Genomic DNA, 13,589 nt, shown 5'->3' on the forward strand with positions numbered 1-13,589 from the left:
GCGTAAAGATACGATTTATATATGAAACTATCTTGAATTTTTTTCTCTTATAAATTCTTTAAAAAAAAATGGCTTTATTTTTTTATTCAACTCTTAAAAATGAAAAATAGAATTTTTAAAAATTATTTTTATTTATTCTAAATAAACTTTGGAAAACTAAAAATGAGTATTATTTTTGCACGCTGAAAACAAACTATTTTTAATCAGTCTAAATAAACTCAAAATAAATGAAAACTAAATTTTTATTCTTCATCTTATTAATTACTAGTAGTGTCATTGCTCAAAACACAAACAATTCTGTTACCAATAGCACAGATTCTATTCAAAAATTAGAAGAAGTTTTAATTAAAACGAATGTAATTTTTGGTAATAAATACATGGCAAAAAACCGTACTGGTTCTGCATATTACATTTCGCCAGCAGAATTAAAAAAACTAGGCTATACAGATATTAACAGAGTTTTAAAAACTGTTCCTGGTGTGACTATCGTAGAAGAAGATGGTTTTGGTCTGCGTCCTAATATCAGTTTAAGAGGTACTTCACCAGAGCGTAGTGCAAAAATTAGTCTAATGGAAGATGGTGTTTTGATTGCTCCTGCGCCATACAGTGCTTCTGCCGCTTATTACTTTCCTTCTGTTGCACGTATGGAAGCGGTAGAAATTTTAAAAGGTAGTAGCCAAGTACAATATGGTCCTTTTACTTCTGGTGGTGCTATAAATATGGTATCTACACAAATTCCTGATCATTTTTCTGGTAGAATTAAAGCCTCTTACGGTAGCTTTAACAGCGGACAAGTTTATGCGTCTGTTGGAGACAGCAACAAAAATTTTGGATATAATGTTGAGTATTTAAACTTTAATTCTGATGGATTTAAAAATCTTTTAAACGATGCTAATACTGGATTTGACAAGAATGATGTTGTTGCAAAATTTAGATTAAACACAGATAAAGAAGCAAAAACTCAACAAAGCTTTGAAACTAAATTTCAGTTTGCAGATGAAGTGTCTAATGAAACGTATTTAGGGTTAACAGACACCGATTTTAATAATAATCCATTTGATAGATACACAAGTTCTCAAGAAGACCAAATGACTAACGAGCATATTCAATTACTGTTAACTCATAACATTGAGTTTTCTAAAAATTTCGCCATTACAACTAATGGTTACTTTAATAGATTTGAAAGAAACTGGTATAAATTAAATGATATCACTGCAAATAGTGATAAAGAAAGTATAGCAAATATTGTAACTAACCCAGATTTATATCCTACACATTTTAACTATATGACTGGTGTTGAAAATGCTCCAGCAGATGCTTTAACGGTTAAAGCGAATAACCGTAAGTACATTTCTAAAGGTGTTCAAACTAAATTAGATTATCATTTTTATGGTGAAAACACATTTCATGATATTGAATTAGGGTTAAGATATCACTATGATGAAGAAGATCGTTTTCAATGGAAAGACTATTACAGCATTGTCGATAATACAATGCAACTAACAACTAAAGGTATACCAGGTACAGATGCTAACAGAATTAGCAGTGCTAAAGCTTTTGCTTCTTACATTATGTATAAATTTAAATACAAAAACTTAACATTAACTCCTGGTTTACGTTACGAAAACATTGTGCTTCAACGTGAAAATTACGGAACTAGTGATGTTAGTAGAACTGGCAGCGATTTATCTGTAAGAAAAAATAAAGTCGATATTTTTATTCCTGGTATTGGTTTTAATTATAAATTCAATAACAACTACTCTGTTTTTGGTGGAGTACATAAAGGATTTTCGCCTCCAGGAAATGAAGATGGTCAAAAACCAGAAGAAAGTATTAACTACGAGTTAGGTGCAAGATTTAACTTTAAAGGTATTCAAGGTGAAGTTGTTGCCTTTTACAATGATTATAGCAACCTATTAGGTAGTGATCTGGCGGCTAGTGGTGGTACTGGTAGTTTAGATGTATTTAATGCAGGTGAAGTTGCAGTAAAAGGTCTAGAAGTTCTTTTAAATTATGATGCACTTCAAAATAGCTCTAACTTTTCTTTACCTCTTACTGTTGGTTACACATATACTGACACTAAATTTTTAAACAGTTTTGGTAGTGATGATGGTATTTGGGGAACGGTTTCTGAAGGAGATGAAATACCGTACATTGCAAAGCATCAATTAAATGCTAGTATTGGTTTAGAACACAAAAAATATTCAATTAACTTAAACGGAAGATATAATGGTGCATTTAGAACAGTATCAGGTACTGGATCTATTCCTGATAGTCAAAAAGTAGAATCGGCTATCGTTTTAGATTTAGCTGGTCGTTACCATATCACTTCAAAATTAAGTGCAACAACTAACATTATTAACCTACTAGATAATGAATATGCAGTATCAAGAGTACCTGCAGGATTAAGACCTGGTCATCCTTTTGGTATCTATGCTGGATTAGAATTTCAGTTTTAAAAAGTAAAAATTAGTAGGAAAAAAGAGTTTGTATTTTATACAATCTCTTTTTTTTAATGATAAAAATTGAAAATTTTACTCGCTTCGTTGTAAGCACTTTCAAAAGACATCGCATTTAGGTCATGCGCTTTTTTTGTTGTTAAATAAGAAAGCACTTTTTCGGTAGGCATATTTCCGGTTAATTCATCTTTTGCCATAGGACAACCACCAAAACCTTGTATAGCACCATCAAAACGTCTGCAACCAGCTTTGTAAGCTGCATCTACTTTTTCAAACCATGTACTTGGCGTAGTGTGTAAATGTGCGCCAAACTCAATATCTTGATATTTCGGAATTAAATTAGAAAACAGATAATCTATATTTTCTGGGTTAGATGTACCAACCGTATCACTTAACGATAAAATTTCTACACCCATTTTACTCAGCTTTTCTGTCCACTCGCCTACTATTTCTACATTCCAAGGATCACCATAAGGATTACCAAATCCCATTGATATATAAACTACTACCTTTTTATTAGCCTGATCTGCGGTATTTAAAATGTCGTTTAATAAATCTACAGATTGCGCAATTGTTTTATGCGTATTACGCATTTGAAAGTTTTCTGAAATAGAAAAAGGATACCCTAAATAATCAATTTCTGAATGTTGACAAGCATCTTGTGCGCCACGTAAATTAGCAACAATGGCTAATAATTTACTATTGGTTTTACTTAAATCTAATTGAGATAACACTTCGGCTGTATCCACCATTTGCGGTATGGCTTTTGGCGATACAAAACTTCCAAAATCAATGGTATCAAACCCAACTCGCAATAAAGATTGAATGTATTGCACCTTCTTTTCGGTAGGAATAAATTGTTTAATGCCTTGCATGGCATCTCGCGGACATTCAATAACTTTTACGTGGTTGTTTTTCATGGTCTTTCAAAGATAAAAAAGAAAAAGAGTTTGGCTTTATTTCTCTTGAAAAAAGATGAATATAGCAATACCAATAAACACAAAAATTTGTAACCATTTTAGTACTAACCCTGTGTTTTTATGCTGTTTTAAATACTCCGAAATAAATCCTGAAAGCACTGCTATCGCAGAAAATATAATTAAAGATGTAAGAATAAACAGCAAACCTAATACATAAAATTGCGTTACTGTTGATAGTGTTTTTGAAAATAAAAATCCAGGAAAAAATGCTAAAAAGAAAATAGACACTTTTGGGTTTAACACATTCATTATAATACCTTGCTTGTAGAGTTGCCACAAACTTTTTTTAGGTGTGTTTTCAGTTGTTAAAGCAACTTCAGCATCACTTTGATACACTTTATAAGCCAAATACAATAAGTAAACAGCGCCTAAAATTTTAAGTATTAAAAAAAGTGTATCATTATTTTTAATAATAGCAGAAACACCAAATGCAACTAATGTGGTGTGTACTAAACAACCAGAAATTAAACCTGCAACCGTTGCTAAACCATAATTACGACCATTGGTAATACTTTGCATTAACACATAAATATTATCCGGTCCTGGCGAAATGGCTAAAGCTGAAGTCGCTAAAACAAACCCTAATAAGGTTTCAATAGTCATTTATTTTTGGTTTAAAATAGCTTGATTGATTTGCTTGATTAAATGTGGTCCTTCGTAGATAAAACCTGTATAAATCTGTACTAAATCTGCTCCAGCTTCTAGTTTTTCTAAAGCATCTTCAGCACTGTGGATTCCTCCAACACCAATAATAGGGAATGCTTTATTACTTTTTTCTGCTAGGTATTTTATCACTTTTGTTGATTTCTCTTTTATAGGTTGACCGCTTAAACCTCCATTACCGATAGCTTCCAAACGTTCTGTTGAAGTTTTTAATCCCGTACGATCTACAGACGTGTTGGTTGCAATGACTCCATCTAGTTTTGTTTCTTTGATGATTTCTATAATTTCATCTAACTGAATGGTATTTAAATCTGGAGCAATCTTAAGTAAAATTGGTTTTTTAGGTCTCGACTGTGCTCGACCTGACAATTCTTCGTTAGCTTTTTGAACTTCACTAATCAGTTCTAACAAATAATCTTTGTCAGTTAATTTAGCGTGACTTCCAACGTTTGGACAACTTACATTAAGCACAAAATAATCAACATATGGATGTAACCCGTTAAAACACTCTAAATAATCTCTGGTATAATCTTCTGGTGCTGTATCGGTGTTTTTCCCAATATTTCCACCAATAATTAACTGTCCTTTATTCTTTTTTAATTGTGTAATTGCAGCTTCTAAACCTTCGTTATTAAAACCCATACGGTTTATAATTCCTTGGTCTTCTTTCAATCTAAACAAACGTTTTTTAGGATTGCCAACTTGTCCTTTTGGAGTTACGGTTCCTATTTCTATAAATCCAAAACCAAAGTTGGCTAATTCATTAAACAGCACTGCATTTTTATCAAAACCTGCAGCTAGTCCTACTGGATTTTTAAAGGTTAATCCAAAAAGATGACGTTGTAGTTTTTTGTCTTCTACAACATATAAACGTCTAAACACCGAAGTCATTCCTGGTATTTTAGAGGTTAATTTAACAAGCTTAAATGTAAAATGATGAATTTTTTCAGGATCGAGACTAAAAAAAAGCGGTCTTAGAAGGGATTTGTACATCGTATAATGTTTGCACAAAAGTAGTTGATAATAAAAATAAAATCAAATTATAATTATGTCTATATTTGCTAAATATAGATAAAATTAAGTATATTTGTTTAGATAAATTTTAATAAAATGAATGTAAGTTTAACTAAAAAACAAGAGGATTATATCAATAAAGAAATTGCTTCTGGCGATTTTCAAAATGCAAGTGAATTGGTAAGAGATGCTTTAAGATTACATGAAATTTACAGGCATAAAGTGATACAAGATTTAAGAAACGAAATTGAAAAAGGCTGGTCTGCTCCTACCACAAATCAAAGTGTTAGCGATATAATTGCAGAACAAAAAAAGGAAATGGGCATCTAATGGCTAATTATAAAATTTCTATTGAAGCCAAAAAAGATTTAATTTCGATATTTAAATACTCATACATAGAATTTGGTATATCACAAGCCGAAAGTTACTTAAAACAATTAGAATCTAGTATTGAAAAACTTGCTGCAAATCCTAACATAGGCAAAGCTAGATTTGAAATAAAAAAAGGGCTATTTAGTATCCCTGAGCTTGAACATATCATTTTCTATCGTATTTTTAAATCACACATTAGAATTGTTAGAATTCTACATCAAAAACGAGACTTAAAAAATTTCTTATAACACCTAATAAACATATGATTTCAAAAGAAGACATCATCAAAAGATTTGTTAGCTACGTAACTGTAGATACCGAATCTGACCCAAATAGCGACACAACACCAAGTACCGAAAAACAATGGGATCTTGCCAATGCATTAGTGCAAGAATTACAACGTATCGGTATGCAAGATGTAAGTATTGACCAAAACGCTTATATCATGGCAACCTTGCCAAGTAATGTGGATCATGAGGTGCCAACTATTGGATTTATCTCGCATTTTGATACGTCACCAGATTTTACTGGCGCTAATGTTAATCCGCAAATTGTAGAGCGTTATGATGGTAAAGACATTATTTTAAATGAAGCTGAAAACATCGTTTTATCACCTGATTATTTTGAAGATTTATTACTTTACAAAGGTCAAACCTTAATCACAACCGATGGTACAACACTTTTAGGTGCTGATGATAAAGCTGGTATTTGCGAAATTATTTCAGCAATGGAATACCTAATTAAAAATCCACAAATTAAACACGGAACTATAAAAGTTGGATTTACTCCAGATGAAGAAATTGGTCGTGGCGCACATAAATTTGATGTTGAAAAATTTGGTGCAGATTGGGCTTATACCATGGATGGAAGTCAAATTGGTGAGTTAGAATACGAAAATTTTAACGCTGCTGGCGCTGTAGTTAAAGTGAAAGGAAAAATTGTACATCCTGGTTATGCTAAAGGAAAAATGGTCAACTCTATGTACATTGCTACCGAGTTTATCAACTCACTACCAAGACTAGAAACTCCAGAACATACAGAAGGTTACCAAGGTTTTTTTCATTTATATTCTGTAAAAGGTGAAGTTGAAGAAACTGTATTAGAATATATAATTCGTGACCACGATAAAGAACATTTTGAAGCTAGAAAAGAAGTCATGCAAAAGCTTACCGACGAGCTTAACCAACAATACCAACGTGAAGTAGTAACGATTAACATTAAGGATCAATACTTTAACATGAAAGAAAAAGTAGAACCTGTAATGCACATTGTTGATATTGCGGAAGAAGCTATGAAACAATTAGACATTAAACCGTTAATAAAAGCAATTCGTGGTGGAACAGACGGATCACAATTAAGTTATATGGGCTTACCGTGTCCTAATATTTTTGCTGGCGGACATAATTTTCATGGACGTTATGAGTATGTTCCTGTAGAAAGTATGATAAAAGCAACAGAAGTGATTTGTAAAATCGCTGAGTTGACTGCTGAAAAGTATAAGTAATTCAGTTTTCAATAAACAATTACCAATTAACAAAAAACCTCACAAGACTAATCTTGTGAGGTTTTTATTTTATTTTGAGTTTGTAAGCTAAAGTTTACTTAGCATTTACTAATTCTACATCAAAAATTAAGGTGGCATCTGGTGGAATAACACCGCCAGCACCACGAGAACCGTATGCTAAATCACTTGGTATTACAAAACGAGCTTTATCACCAACGTTTAATAATAAAATACCTTCGTCCCAACCTGGTATAACTTGTCCCATACCTACTAAAAACTCGATAGGCTCGTTACGTTTGTAAGAACTATCAAATACAGTTCCGTCTGCTAATTGTCCTTTATAATGTACAGAAACTTGATTTCCTTTTTCAGCTTTTTTACCACTTCCTTTTTGTATAATTTGGTAACGTAAACCGCTTTTAGTTTCATCAAAACCTGCTGCTAATTTATCTAACTCAGCACGTTTTGCTTCACGTTCTTCAGCAATACGTTTTTCTCTAGCGCCTTCAAATACTCTAAAAGCTTCAATAGCGTTAAAGTTTTTTGCTGCATCACCTTCTCTTATAATTTCTAAAGATTCAATAACATCACCTTGTTGGATAGCATCTACTACATCTTGTCCTTCTACAACTTTTCCAAATACGGTATGCTTACCATCTAACCAATCTGTTGCAACGTGAGTGATAAAAAACTGACTACCATTGGTACCTGGTCCTGCGTTAGCCATACTTAAAATACCTGGTGCGTCGTGTTTTAAATCTGGGTGAATTTCGTCATCAAATTTATAACCTGGGTTACCAGTACCTGTGCCTTGAGGACAACCACCTTGAATCATAAAATCACTAATCACTCTGTGAAATTTTAATCCATCGTAATAAGGTGTTCCTTGTGGTTTTGCAGAGTTTTCCATATTACCTTCTGCTAAAGCTACAAAGTTACCTACTGTTCCTGGTGTTTTTTCAAATTCTAAATTAACAAGAATTGCTCCTTTTGAAGTATTAAATTTTGCGTATAAACCGTCTTGCATTGTCGTATTTTTTTAATGAATTGCAAAGATACGTAATGATTTAAGATTTACTAATTAGCATTAAAAATTTTTAATGATTAGTTATTTTCTAAAACAAAAAAGTCATTGTATTTACAATGACTTTTTTAATATTTTTTTTGAAATTAATTAGCGACTTCACTAATAAATTTTATTCGGTATAAACGTAATTCTTCATCATCATAATCGCCATCAAATTCGTCTATAGCAACTGAAATTTTATCGGTTTCGGCTTCCATAAAATAATCATGAAGTTCTTCTTGCTGGTCTTCATCTAAAATATCATCTATACAGTAATCAATATTTAATTTAGTGCCTGAAAATACGATAGCTTCCATTTCTTTAATAAACTCGGACATTTCCATACCTTTTGCAGATGCAATATCGTCTAAAGGTAATTTTCTGTCAATGTTTTGAATAATGTAAAGCTTTAAAGCTGAATTACTTCCTGTAGATTTCACAACCATATCGTCTGGTCGCATAATATCATTATCTTCTACATATTTTTCAATCAAGTTGACAAAGTCTTTACCGTATTTTTTAGCTTTTCCTTCGCCAACACCATGTACATTTGATAACTCGTCTAAGGTAATTGGATACTTAAGCGCCATATCCTCTAAAGATGGATCTTGAAATATAACAAATGGCGGTACACCTAGCTTTTTAGCATTAGATTTACGTAAGTCTTTAAGCATTTTCATTAACTGCTCATCAACCACAGCGCCACCACCTTTTGAGGCGGTTATTACACTATCGTCTGACTCTTCACTGTAATCGTGATCTTTAGTCATCATAAACGATGTTGGATTTTTAAGAAACGCTTTACCTTCATCTGTAAGTTTGATGACTCCGTAAGTTTCGATGTCTTTTTTAAGTAAACCAGCTACTAATAATTGACGTTTTAAGGCTCGCCAGTAACTTTTGTCTATATCTTTACCTATACCAAAAAATGGCTGTTCATCTGTTTTATGCGAGTTTATTAGCGCGTTAGATTTACCTACAATCACACTAACTAACTCTTTACCTTTATATTTGGCATTGGTTTTATCTACAACATCAAGTATAATTTTTACTTGATCTTTAGCTTCTTCTTTTTCTTTTGGATGACGCATATTATCATCCATATCGCCACCTTCGCCAGTTTCGTTATCAAACTCTTCTCCAAAATAATGAAGGATGAATTTACGTCTTGATATAGAAGTCTCTGCAAATGCCACAACTTCTTGTAACAATGCGTGCCCAATTTCTTGTTCTGCAACAGGCTTACCAGACATAAATTTTTCTAATTTTTCTATGTCTTTATAAGAATAGTAGGCCAAGCAATGTCCTTCTCCTCCATCACGTCCAGCACGACCTGTTTCTTGATAATAACTTTCTATACTTTTTGGTATATCATGATGAATCACAAAACGTACATCTGGTTTGTCAATACCCATTCCAAATGCAATAGTTGCGACAACTACATCTATATCTTCCATCAAAAACATATCTTGATGAGATGCTCTTTTCTTAGCATCCAATCCTGCATGATATGGTACTGCTTTTATACCGTTGACTTGAAGTACTTGTGCTAATTCTTCAACACGTTTTCTACTTAAACAGTATACAATACCAGACTTACCTTCATTTTGTTTGATAAATCGGATAATATCTGAATCTACGTTTTTGGTTTTTGGACGTATTTCGTAATATAAATTAGGTCTATTAAAAGATGCTTTAAAAGTATTGGCATCTGTCATCCCTAAGTTTTTCAATATATCTTCTTGTACTTTTGGGGTTGCTGTTGCTGTTAAACCTATTATAGGAATATCATCACCTATACGTTTAATAATAGATCTTAAGTTACGATATTCTGGTCTAAAGTCGTGTCCCCATTCGCTAATACAATGGGCTTCATCAACCGCCATAAATGAAATTTTTACAGAGCGTAAAAACTCAACATACTCATCTTTAGTTAAAGATTCCGGAGCTACATAAAGCAGTTTTGTAATACCATTGGTAATATCTGCTTTTACTTGCTTGACTTCAGTTTTATTTAATGACGAGTTTAATACGTGTGCAATACCATTTTCATTAGAGACACCTCTTATGGCATCTACTTGGTTTTTCATTAAGGCTATTAAGGGAGAAACTACTATTGCGGTACCTTCTTGCATTAAGGCTGGCAATTGGTAACATAAACTTTTACCGCCGCCAGTTGGCATAATAACAAAGGTGTTGTTTTGGTCTAATATACTTTTTATGACTTGCTCTTGTAAGCCTTTAAACTCACTAAAGCCAAAATACTTTTTTAATGCTGCATGCAAATCGCTTTTCACTATACGAACAATTTGTTTTTTATTAATTAGTTACATTTAACACATTTAGCAACAAAATAATTTGAGGTTTAAAATATTTCACTAATGAAATAATCCCTAAATTTGCTGCTTTAAAATTAAAGATACTAAAATCTTTATAAACCAAAAAAATAAAATACTTTGAAAAATAAAGCCTCCATCTTAAAGAGTGCTCAAGACACTATAGAATTAGAGGGTCAAGCCATACTTAATTTAAAGTCTTTATTAGACGATGATTTTGTAAATGCTACCCAATTAATCTATAATTCTAAAGGTCGTGTCATTATAACAGGTATTGGCAAAAGTGCCATTATAGCTACAAAAATTGTTGCAACATTAAATTCTACTGGTACTCCAGCAGTGTTTATGCATGCTGCAGATGCCATACATGGCGATTTAGGATTAATCCTAGAAGATGATGTTGTTGTATGTATTTCTAAAAGTGGAAACACTCCTGAAATTAAAGTATTAGTTCCGCTTATAAAAAACGCTAAAAATAAAATGATTGCCATAACTGGTAATAAAACATCTTTTTTAGGTCAGCATGCAGATTATGTATTAAACACGTTTGTAGACAAAGAAGCGTGTCCTAATAATTTAGCACCAACTACAAGTACTACTGCACAATTAGTTTTAGGTGATGCACTTGCGGTTAGCTTATTAGAGTTACGAGGGTTTACAAGCAGAGATTTTGCAAAATACCATCCTGGTGGTGCTTTAGGTAAAAAATTATATTTACGTGTGCTTGATATTTCTTCTGTAAATGAAAAACCTCAAGTGTCATTAAACACAAGTATCAAAGAAGTTATTGTTGAAATCTCAGAAAAACGTCTTGGTGTTACTGCTGTGGTAGAAGATCAAAAAATTGTCGGGATTATTACTGACGGTGATTTAAGACGAATGTTAACTAAAGTAGACGATTTTTCTTCGCTTACCGCTAAAGACATTATGAGTAGCAACCCAAAACGCATCGAAGAAGAAGCTATGGCTATAGACGCTATGGAAGTACTTGAAGAAAATGGCATCTCTCAATTATTAGTTGAGAAAGACGGACGTTATGCTGGCGTGGTACACATTCATGATTTAATTAAAGAAGGTATCATATAATGGCAAAGAAGAATGTAAATGAGATGTCTTTTTTAGATCATCTTGAAGATTTAAGATGGCATTTAATACGCATTGTAGGTGCAGTTATTATTTGCGGTACCGTAGCTTTTATCTTTAAGGGATTTATTTTTGATAACATCATTTTTGCACCAAAAAAAATGGAGTTTCCAACCTACCAATGGTTATGCGCTTTAGCTAACTTGGTAAGTGTTGAAGATTCTACATTTTGTGGTGAAGCATTTCCGTTTATCATTCAAAACAGGACGATGGCTGGTCAGTTTTCGGCACATATTTGGACATCCATTTATGCAGGATTCATCATCGCTTTTCCTTATGTTATCTATCAACTTTGGAAATTTATAAGTCCAGGACTTAATGATAACGAACGTAACACTTCAAGAGGGTTTATTATTGTTTCTTCTTTATTATTCTTTTTAGGTGTTTTATTTGGATACTATGTAATCACACCGTTATCTATTAACTTTTTAGGGACCTATTCAGTTAGTACAGAAGTATCTAATGAAATTGATATTTCATCCTACATCAGCTTAGTCAGAGCTTCTGTAATTGCATCAGGAATTATTTTTGAGCTACCTATTTTAATTTACTTCCTAACCAAATTAGGATTAGTAACACCAGAAATTTTACGTAAATACCGAAAATTTGCACTGGTTATTGTTTTAATTATTTCAGCAGTAATCACACCACCAGATATAGCAAGTCAAATTATTGTCGCTATTCCGGTTATTATTTTATATGAAATTAGTATTCATATTTCAAGAATTGTTTTAAAAAGAGAAAGAAAAAATACCAAATCACATGTCAAACCTAGTTAAAGACTTTAACGATTACAGAGCCAAGATGAACGATAAAATTCTTGGTGATAACAACAAAATTATAAAACGTATTTTCAACTTAGACACCAACGCTTTTGCTGCTGGTGCTTTAGACGTAAAAACCAAAGAACTACTTGGCTTAGTAGCTTCTACAGTTTTACGTTGTGACGATTGTGTAAAATACCATTTAGAATCGTGTTATAACGAAGGCGTAACTAAAGAAGAAGTTATGGAAACCCTTAGTATTGGCACATTAATTGGAGGTACTATCGTCATTCCACATTTACGTCGTGCTTACGAGTTTTGGGAAGAATTAGAAAACCAGAAGGGTTAAACTTTATATAAAATAAAAGTGACGCTTTAATAGTTATATTGAAATGACTATTTTTAGCAAAATTAAATCAACAGATGAAGCTTAGAGCCGAACATTTAATGAAGTCCTACAACGGACGAAAAGTAGTAAAAGACGTATCTCTTGAGGTTAATCAAGGTGAAATTGTTGGACTTTTAGGACCTAACGGTGCAGGAAAAACAACGTCTTTTTACATGATTGTTGGTTTAATTAAGCCTAATGGCGGTAATATTTTTTTAGATAATACTAATATTACCAATTACCCAATGTACAAACGTGCTCAAAATGGTATTGGTTACTTAGCCCAAGAAGCTTCTGTATTTAGAAAATTAAGTATTGAAGAAAACATTTTAAGCGTACTACAATTAACTAAACTTAGCAAAAAAGAGCAATTAATGCGTATGGAAGCATTGATTGAAGAGTTTAGTTTAGGTCACATACGTAAAAACCGTGGTGATTTATTATCTGGTGGAGAGCGACGTCGTACAGAAATTGCGCGCGCATTAGCTACAAACCCTAGTTTTATTTTATTAGACGAGCCTTTTGCTGGTGTAGATCCTGTAGCGGTAGAAGATATCCAACGTATCGTAGCACAGTTAACCAAAAAGAATATTGGTATCTTAATTACAGACCACAACGTGCAAGAAACATTAGCTATTACAGACCGTACTTACCTAATGTTTGAAGGTAGCATCCTTAAAGCTGGTGTACCTGAAGATTTAGCTAATGATGAAATGGTGCGTAAAGTATACTTAGGTCAAAACTTCGAGTTACGTAAAAAGAAAATACGCGAGTAGGTTTTTTCAGTTGGCAGTTTTCAGTTGGCAGTACGCAGTAATCAGTCAGCAATACGCAGTAAAAATTAGCTTTAGCTTTTCTCGCTAATCCGAAAAAGTCATTACTAAATTAGTTTCTAATCAA

The 13,589-nt window shown here is 32.6% G+C and carries 13 protein-coding genes; 8 read left to right on the forward strand and 5 right to left on the reverse strand.

All coding sequences use genetic code 11. The features are described from left to right. The first annotated feature begins 227 nt into the window (after window positions 1–227). A complete protein-coding gene (locus WA327_RS01775; RefSeq protein ID WP_336065767.1) occupies window positions 228–2,459 on the forward strand; it encodes a TonB-dependent receptor domain-containing protein in 2,232 nt (743 codons plus the stop codon). A gap of 53 nt (window positions 2,460–2,512) precedes the next feature. Here WA327_RS01775 and WA327_RS01780 read toward each other — a convergent pair whose 3' ends face one another. Genes WA327_RS01780 through WA327_RS01790 form a run of 3 tightly spaced genes read right to left on the reverse strand, consistent with a single transcriptional unit; the run spans window position 2,513 to window position 5,095 of the window. Then, window positions 2,513–3,379, reverse strand: coding sequence for a hydroxymethylglutaryl-CoA lyase (locus WA327_RS01780; protein WP_336065769.1), 867 nt, complete (start codon window positions 3,377–3,379; stop codon window positions 2,513–2,515). 36 nt (window positions 3,380–3,415) lie between these two features. Beyond that, window positions 3,416–4,042 (reverse strand): LysE family translocator, encoded by a 627-nt coding sequence (locus WA327_RS01785; protein WP_336065772.1) that lies wholly within the window; start codon window positions 4,040–4,042, stop codon window positions 3,416–3,418. Continuing rightward, a complete protein-coding gene (locus WA327_RS01790; protein WP_336065774.1) occupies window positions 4,043–5,095 on the reverse strand; it encodes a quinone-dependent dihydroorotate dehydrogenase in 1,053 nt (350 codons plus the stop codon). It abuts the gene before it with no gap. Window positions 5,096–5,212: 117 nt separating this feature from the next. Between WA327_RS01790 and WA327_RS01795 the strand changes: the two genes are divergently transcribed. The 3 genes from WA327_RS01795 to pepT are packed head-to-tail and all read left to right on the forward strand — an operon-like array spanning window position 5,213 to window position 6,992. Then, complete coding sequence (locus tag WA327_RS01795; protein WP_336065777.1) at window positions 5,213–5,446, forward strand: type II toxin-antitoxin system ParD family antitoxin; 234 nt, start codon at window positions 5,213–5,215, stop codon at window positions 5,444–5,446. Next, window positions 5,446–5,736 (forward strand): type II toxin-antitoxin system RelE/ParE family toxin, encoded by a 291-nt coding sequence (locus WA327_RS01800; protein ID WP_336065779.1) that lies wholly within the window; start codon window positions 5,446–5,448, stop codon window positions 5,734–5,736. Before WA327_RS01795 ends, WA327_RS01800 begins: the two co-directional genes overlap by 1 nt. A 14-nt stretch (window positions 5,737–5,750) precedes the next feature. Then, window positions 5,751–6,992, forward strand: a complete 1,242-nt coding sequence (gene pepT, locus WA327_RS01805; protein WP_336065781.1) for a peptidase T — start codon at window positions 5,751–5,753, stop codon at window positions 6,990–6,992. A 94-nt stretch (window positions 6,993–7,086) separates the two neighbouring features. Here the strand turns inward: pepT and WA327_RS01810 are convergent, their stop codons facing one another. Together WA327_RS01810 and recQ are read right to left on the reverse strand one after the other, a co-directional pair. After that, window positions 7,087–8,019: a peptidylprolyl isomerase gene (locus tag WA327_RS01810; RefSeq protein ID WP_336065783.1), complete on the reverse strand. Its 933-nt coding sequence runs from the start codon at window positions 8,017–8,019 to the stop codon at window positions 7,087–7,089. Between the two features lie 143 nt (window positions 8,020–8,162). Beyond that, window positions 8,163–10,355, reverse strand: a complete 2,193-nt coding sequence (gene recQ / locus WA327_RS01815; protein WP_336065786.1) for a DNA helicase RecQ — start codon at window positions 10,353–10,355, stop codon at window positions 8,163–8,165. A gap of 159 nt (window positions 10,356–10,514) precedes the next feature. On the opposite strand from recQ, the gene WA327_RS01820 reads away from it, so the two are divergent. The 4 genes from WA327_RS01820 to lptB all read left to right on the forward strand — a co-directional run bounded on the left by WA327_RS01820 (window position 10,515) and on the right by lptB (window position 13,465). After that, on the forward strand, window positions 10,515–11,480 hold the full coding sequence (locus tag WA327_RS01820; protein WP_336065789.1) for a KpsF/GutQ family sugar-phosphate isomerase: 966 nt from the start codon (window positions 10,515–10,517) through the stop codon (window positions 11,478–11,480). Continuing rightward, entirely contained in the window at window positions 11,480–12,316 is an 837-nt protein-coding gene (gene tatC, locus WA327_RS01825; protein ID WP_336065792.1) for a twin-arginine translocase subunit TatC, read from the forward strand. Before WA327_RS01820 ends, tatC begins: the two co-directional genes overlap by 1 nt. Next, complete coding sequence (locus tag WA327_RS01830) at window positions 12,300–12,650, forward strand: carboxymuconolactone decarboxylase family protein (protein WP_336065795.1); 351 nt, start codon at window positions 12,300–12,302, stop codon at window positions 12,648–12,650. The genes tatC and WA327_RS01830 overlap by 17 nt, the downstream gene beginning before the upstream one ends. Before the next feature lie 74 nt (window positions 12,651–12,724). Further along, window positions 12,725–13,465: an LPS export ABC transporter ATP-binding protein gene (gene lptB / locus WA327_RS01835; protein WP_336065797.1), complete on the forward strand. Its 741-nt coding sequence runs from the start codon at window positions 12,725–12,727 to the stop codon at window positions 13,463–13,465. The last annotated feature ends 124 nt before the right edge of the window (window positions 13,466–13,589 follow it).

It is taken from the genome of Mesoflavibacter sp. CH_XMU1404-2 (assembly GCF_037029465.1).
Taxonomy (GTDB): Bacteria; Bacteroidota; Bacteroidia; order Flavobacteriales; family Flavobacteriaceae; genus Mesoflavibacter.

What these genes read in the sequence shown, in the direction of transcription:
- tatC (WP_336065792.1), top strand. Translation starts at nt 11,480, where the DNA reads ATGGCAAAGAAGAATGTAAATGAGATGTCTTTTTTAGATCATCTTGAA.
- WA327_RS01795 (WP_336065777.1), top strand. Translation starts at nt 5,213, where the DNA reads ATGAATGTAAGTTTAACTAAAAAACAAGAGGATTATATCAATAAAGAA.
- WA327_RS01810 (WP_336065783.1), bottom strand. Translation starts at nt 8,019, where the DNA reads ATGCAAGACGGTTTATACGCAAAATTTAATACTTCAAAAGGAGCAATT.
- WA327_RS01780 (WP_336065769.1), bottom strand. Translation starts at nt 3,379, where the DNA reads ATGAAAAACAACCACGTAAAAGTTATTGAATGTCCGCGAGATGCCATG.
- WA327_RS01800 (WP_336065779.1), top strand. Translation starts at nt 5,446, where the DNA reads ATGGCTAATTATAAAATTTCTATTGAAGCCAAAAAAGATTTAATTTCG.
- WA327_RS01790 (WP_336065774.1), bottom strand. Translation starts at nt 5,095, where the DNA reads ATGTACAAATCCCTTCTAAGACCGCTTTTTTTTAGTCTCGATCCTGAA.
- WA327_RS01785 (WP_336065772.1), bottom strand. Translation starts at nt 4,042, where the DNA reads ATGACTATTGAAACCTTATTAGGGTTTGTTTTAGCGACTTCAGCTTTA.
- pepT (WP_336065781.1), top strand. Translation starts at nt 5,751, where the DNA reads ATGATTTCAAAAGAAGACATCATCAAAAGATTTGTTAGCTACGTAACT.
- WA327_RS01775 (WP_336065767.1), top strand. Translation starts at nt 228, where the DNA reads ATGAAAACTAAATTTTTATTCTTCATCTTATTAATTACTAGTAGTGTC.
- WA327_RS01830 (WP_336065795.1), top strand. Translation starts at nt 12,300, where the DNA reads ATGTCAAACCTAGTTAAAGACTTTAACGATTACAGAGCCAAGATGAAC.
- lptB (WP_336065797.1), top strand. Translation starts at nt 12,725, where the DNA reads ATGAAGCTTAGAGCCGAACATTTAATGAAGTCCTACAACGGACGAAAA.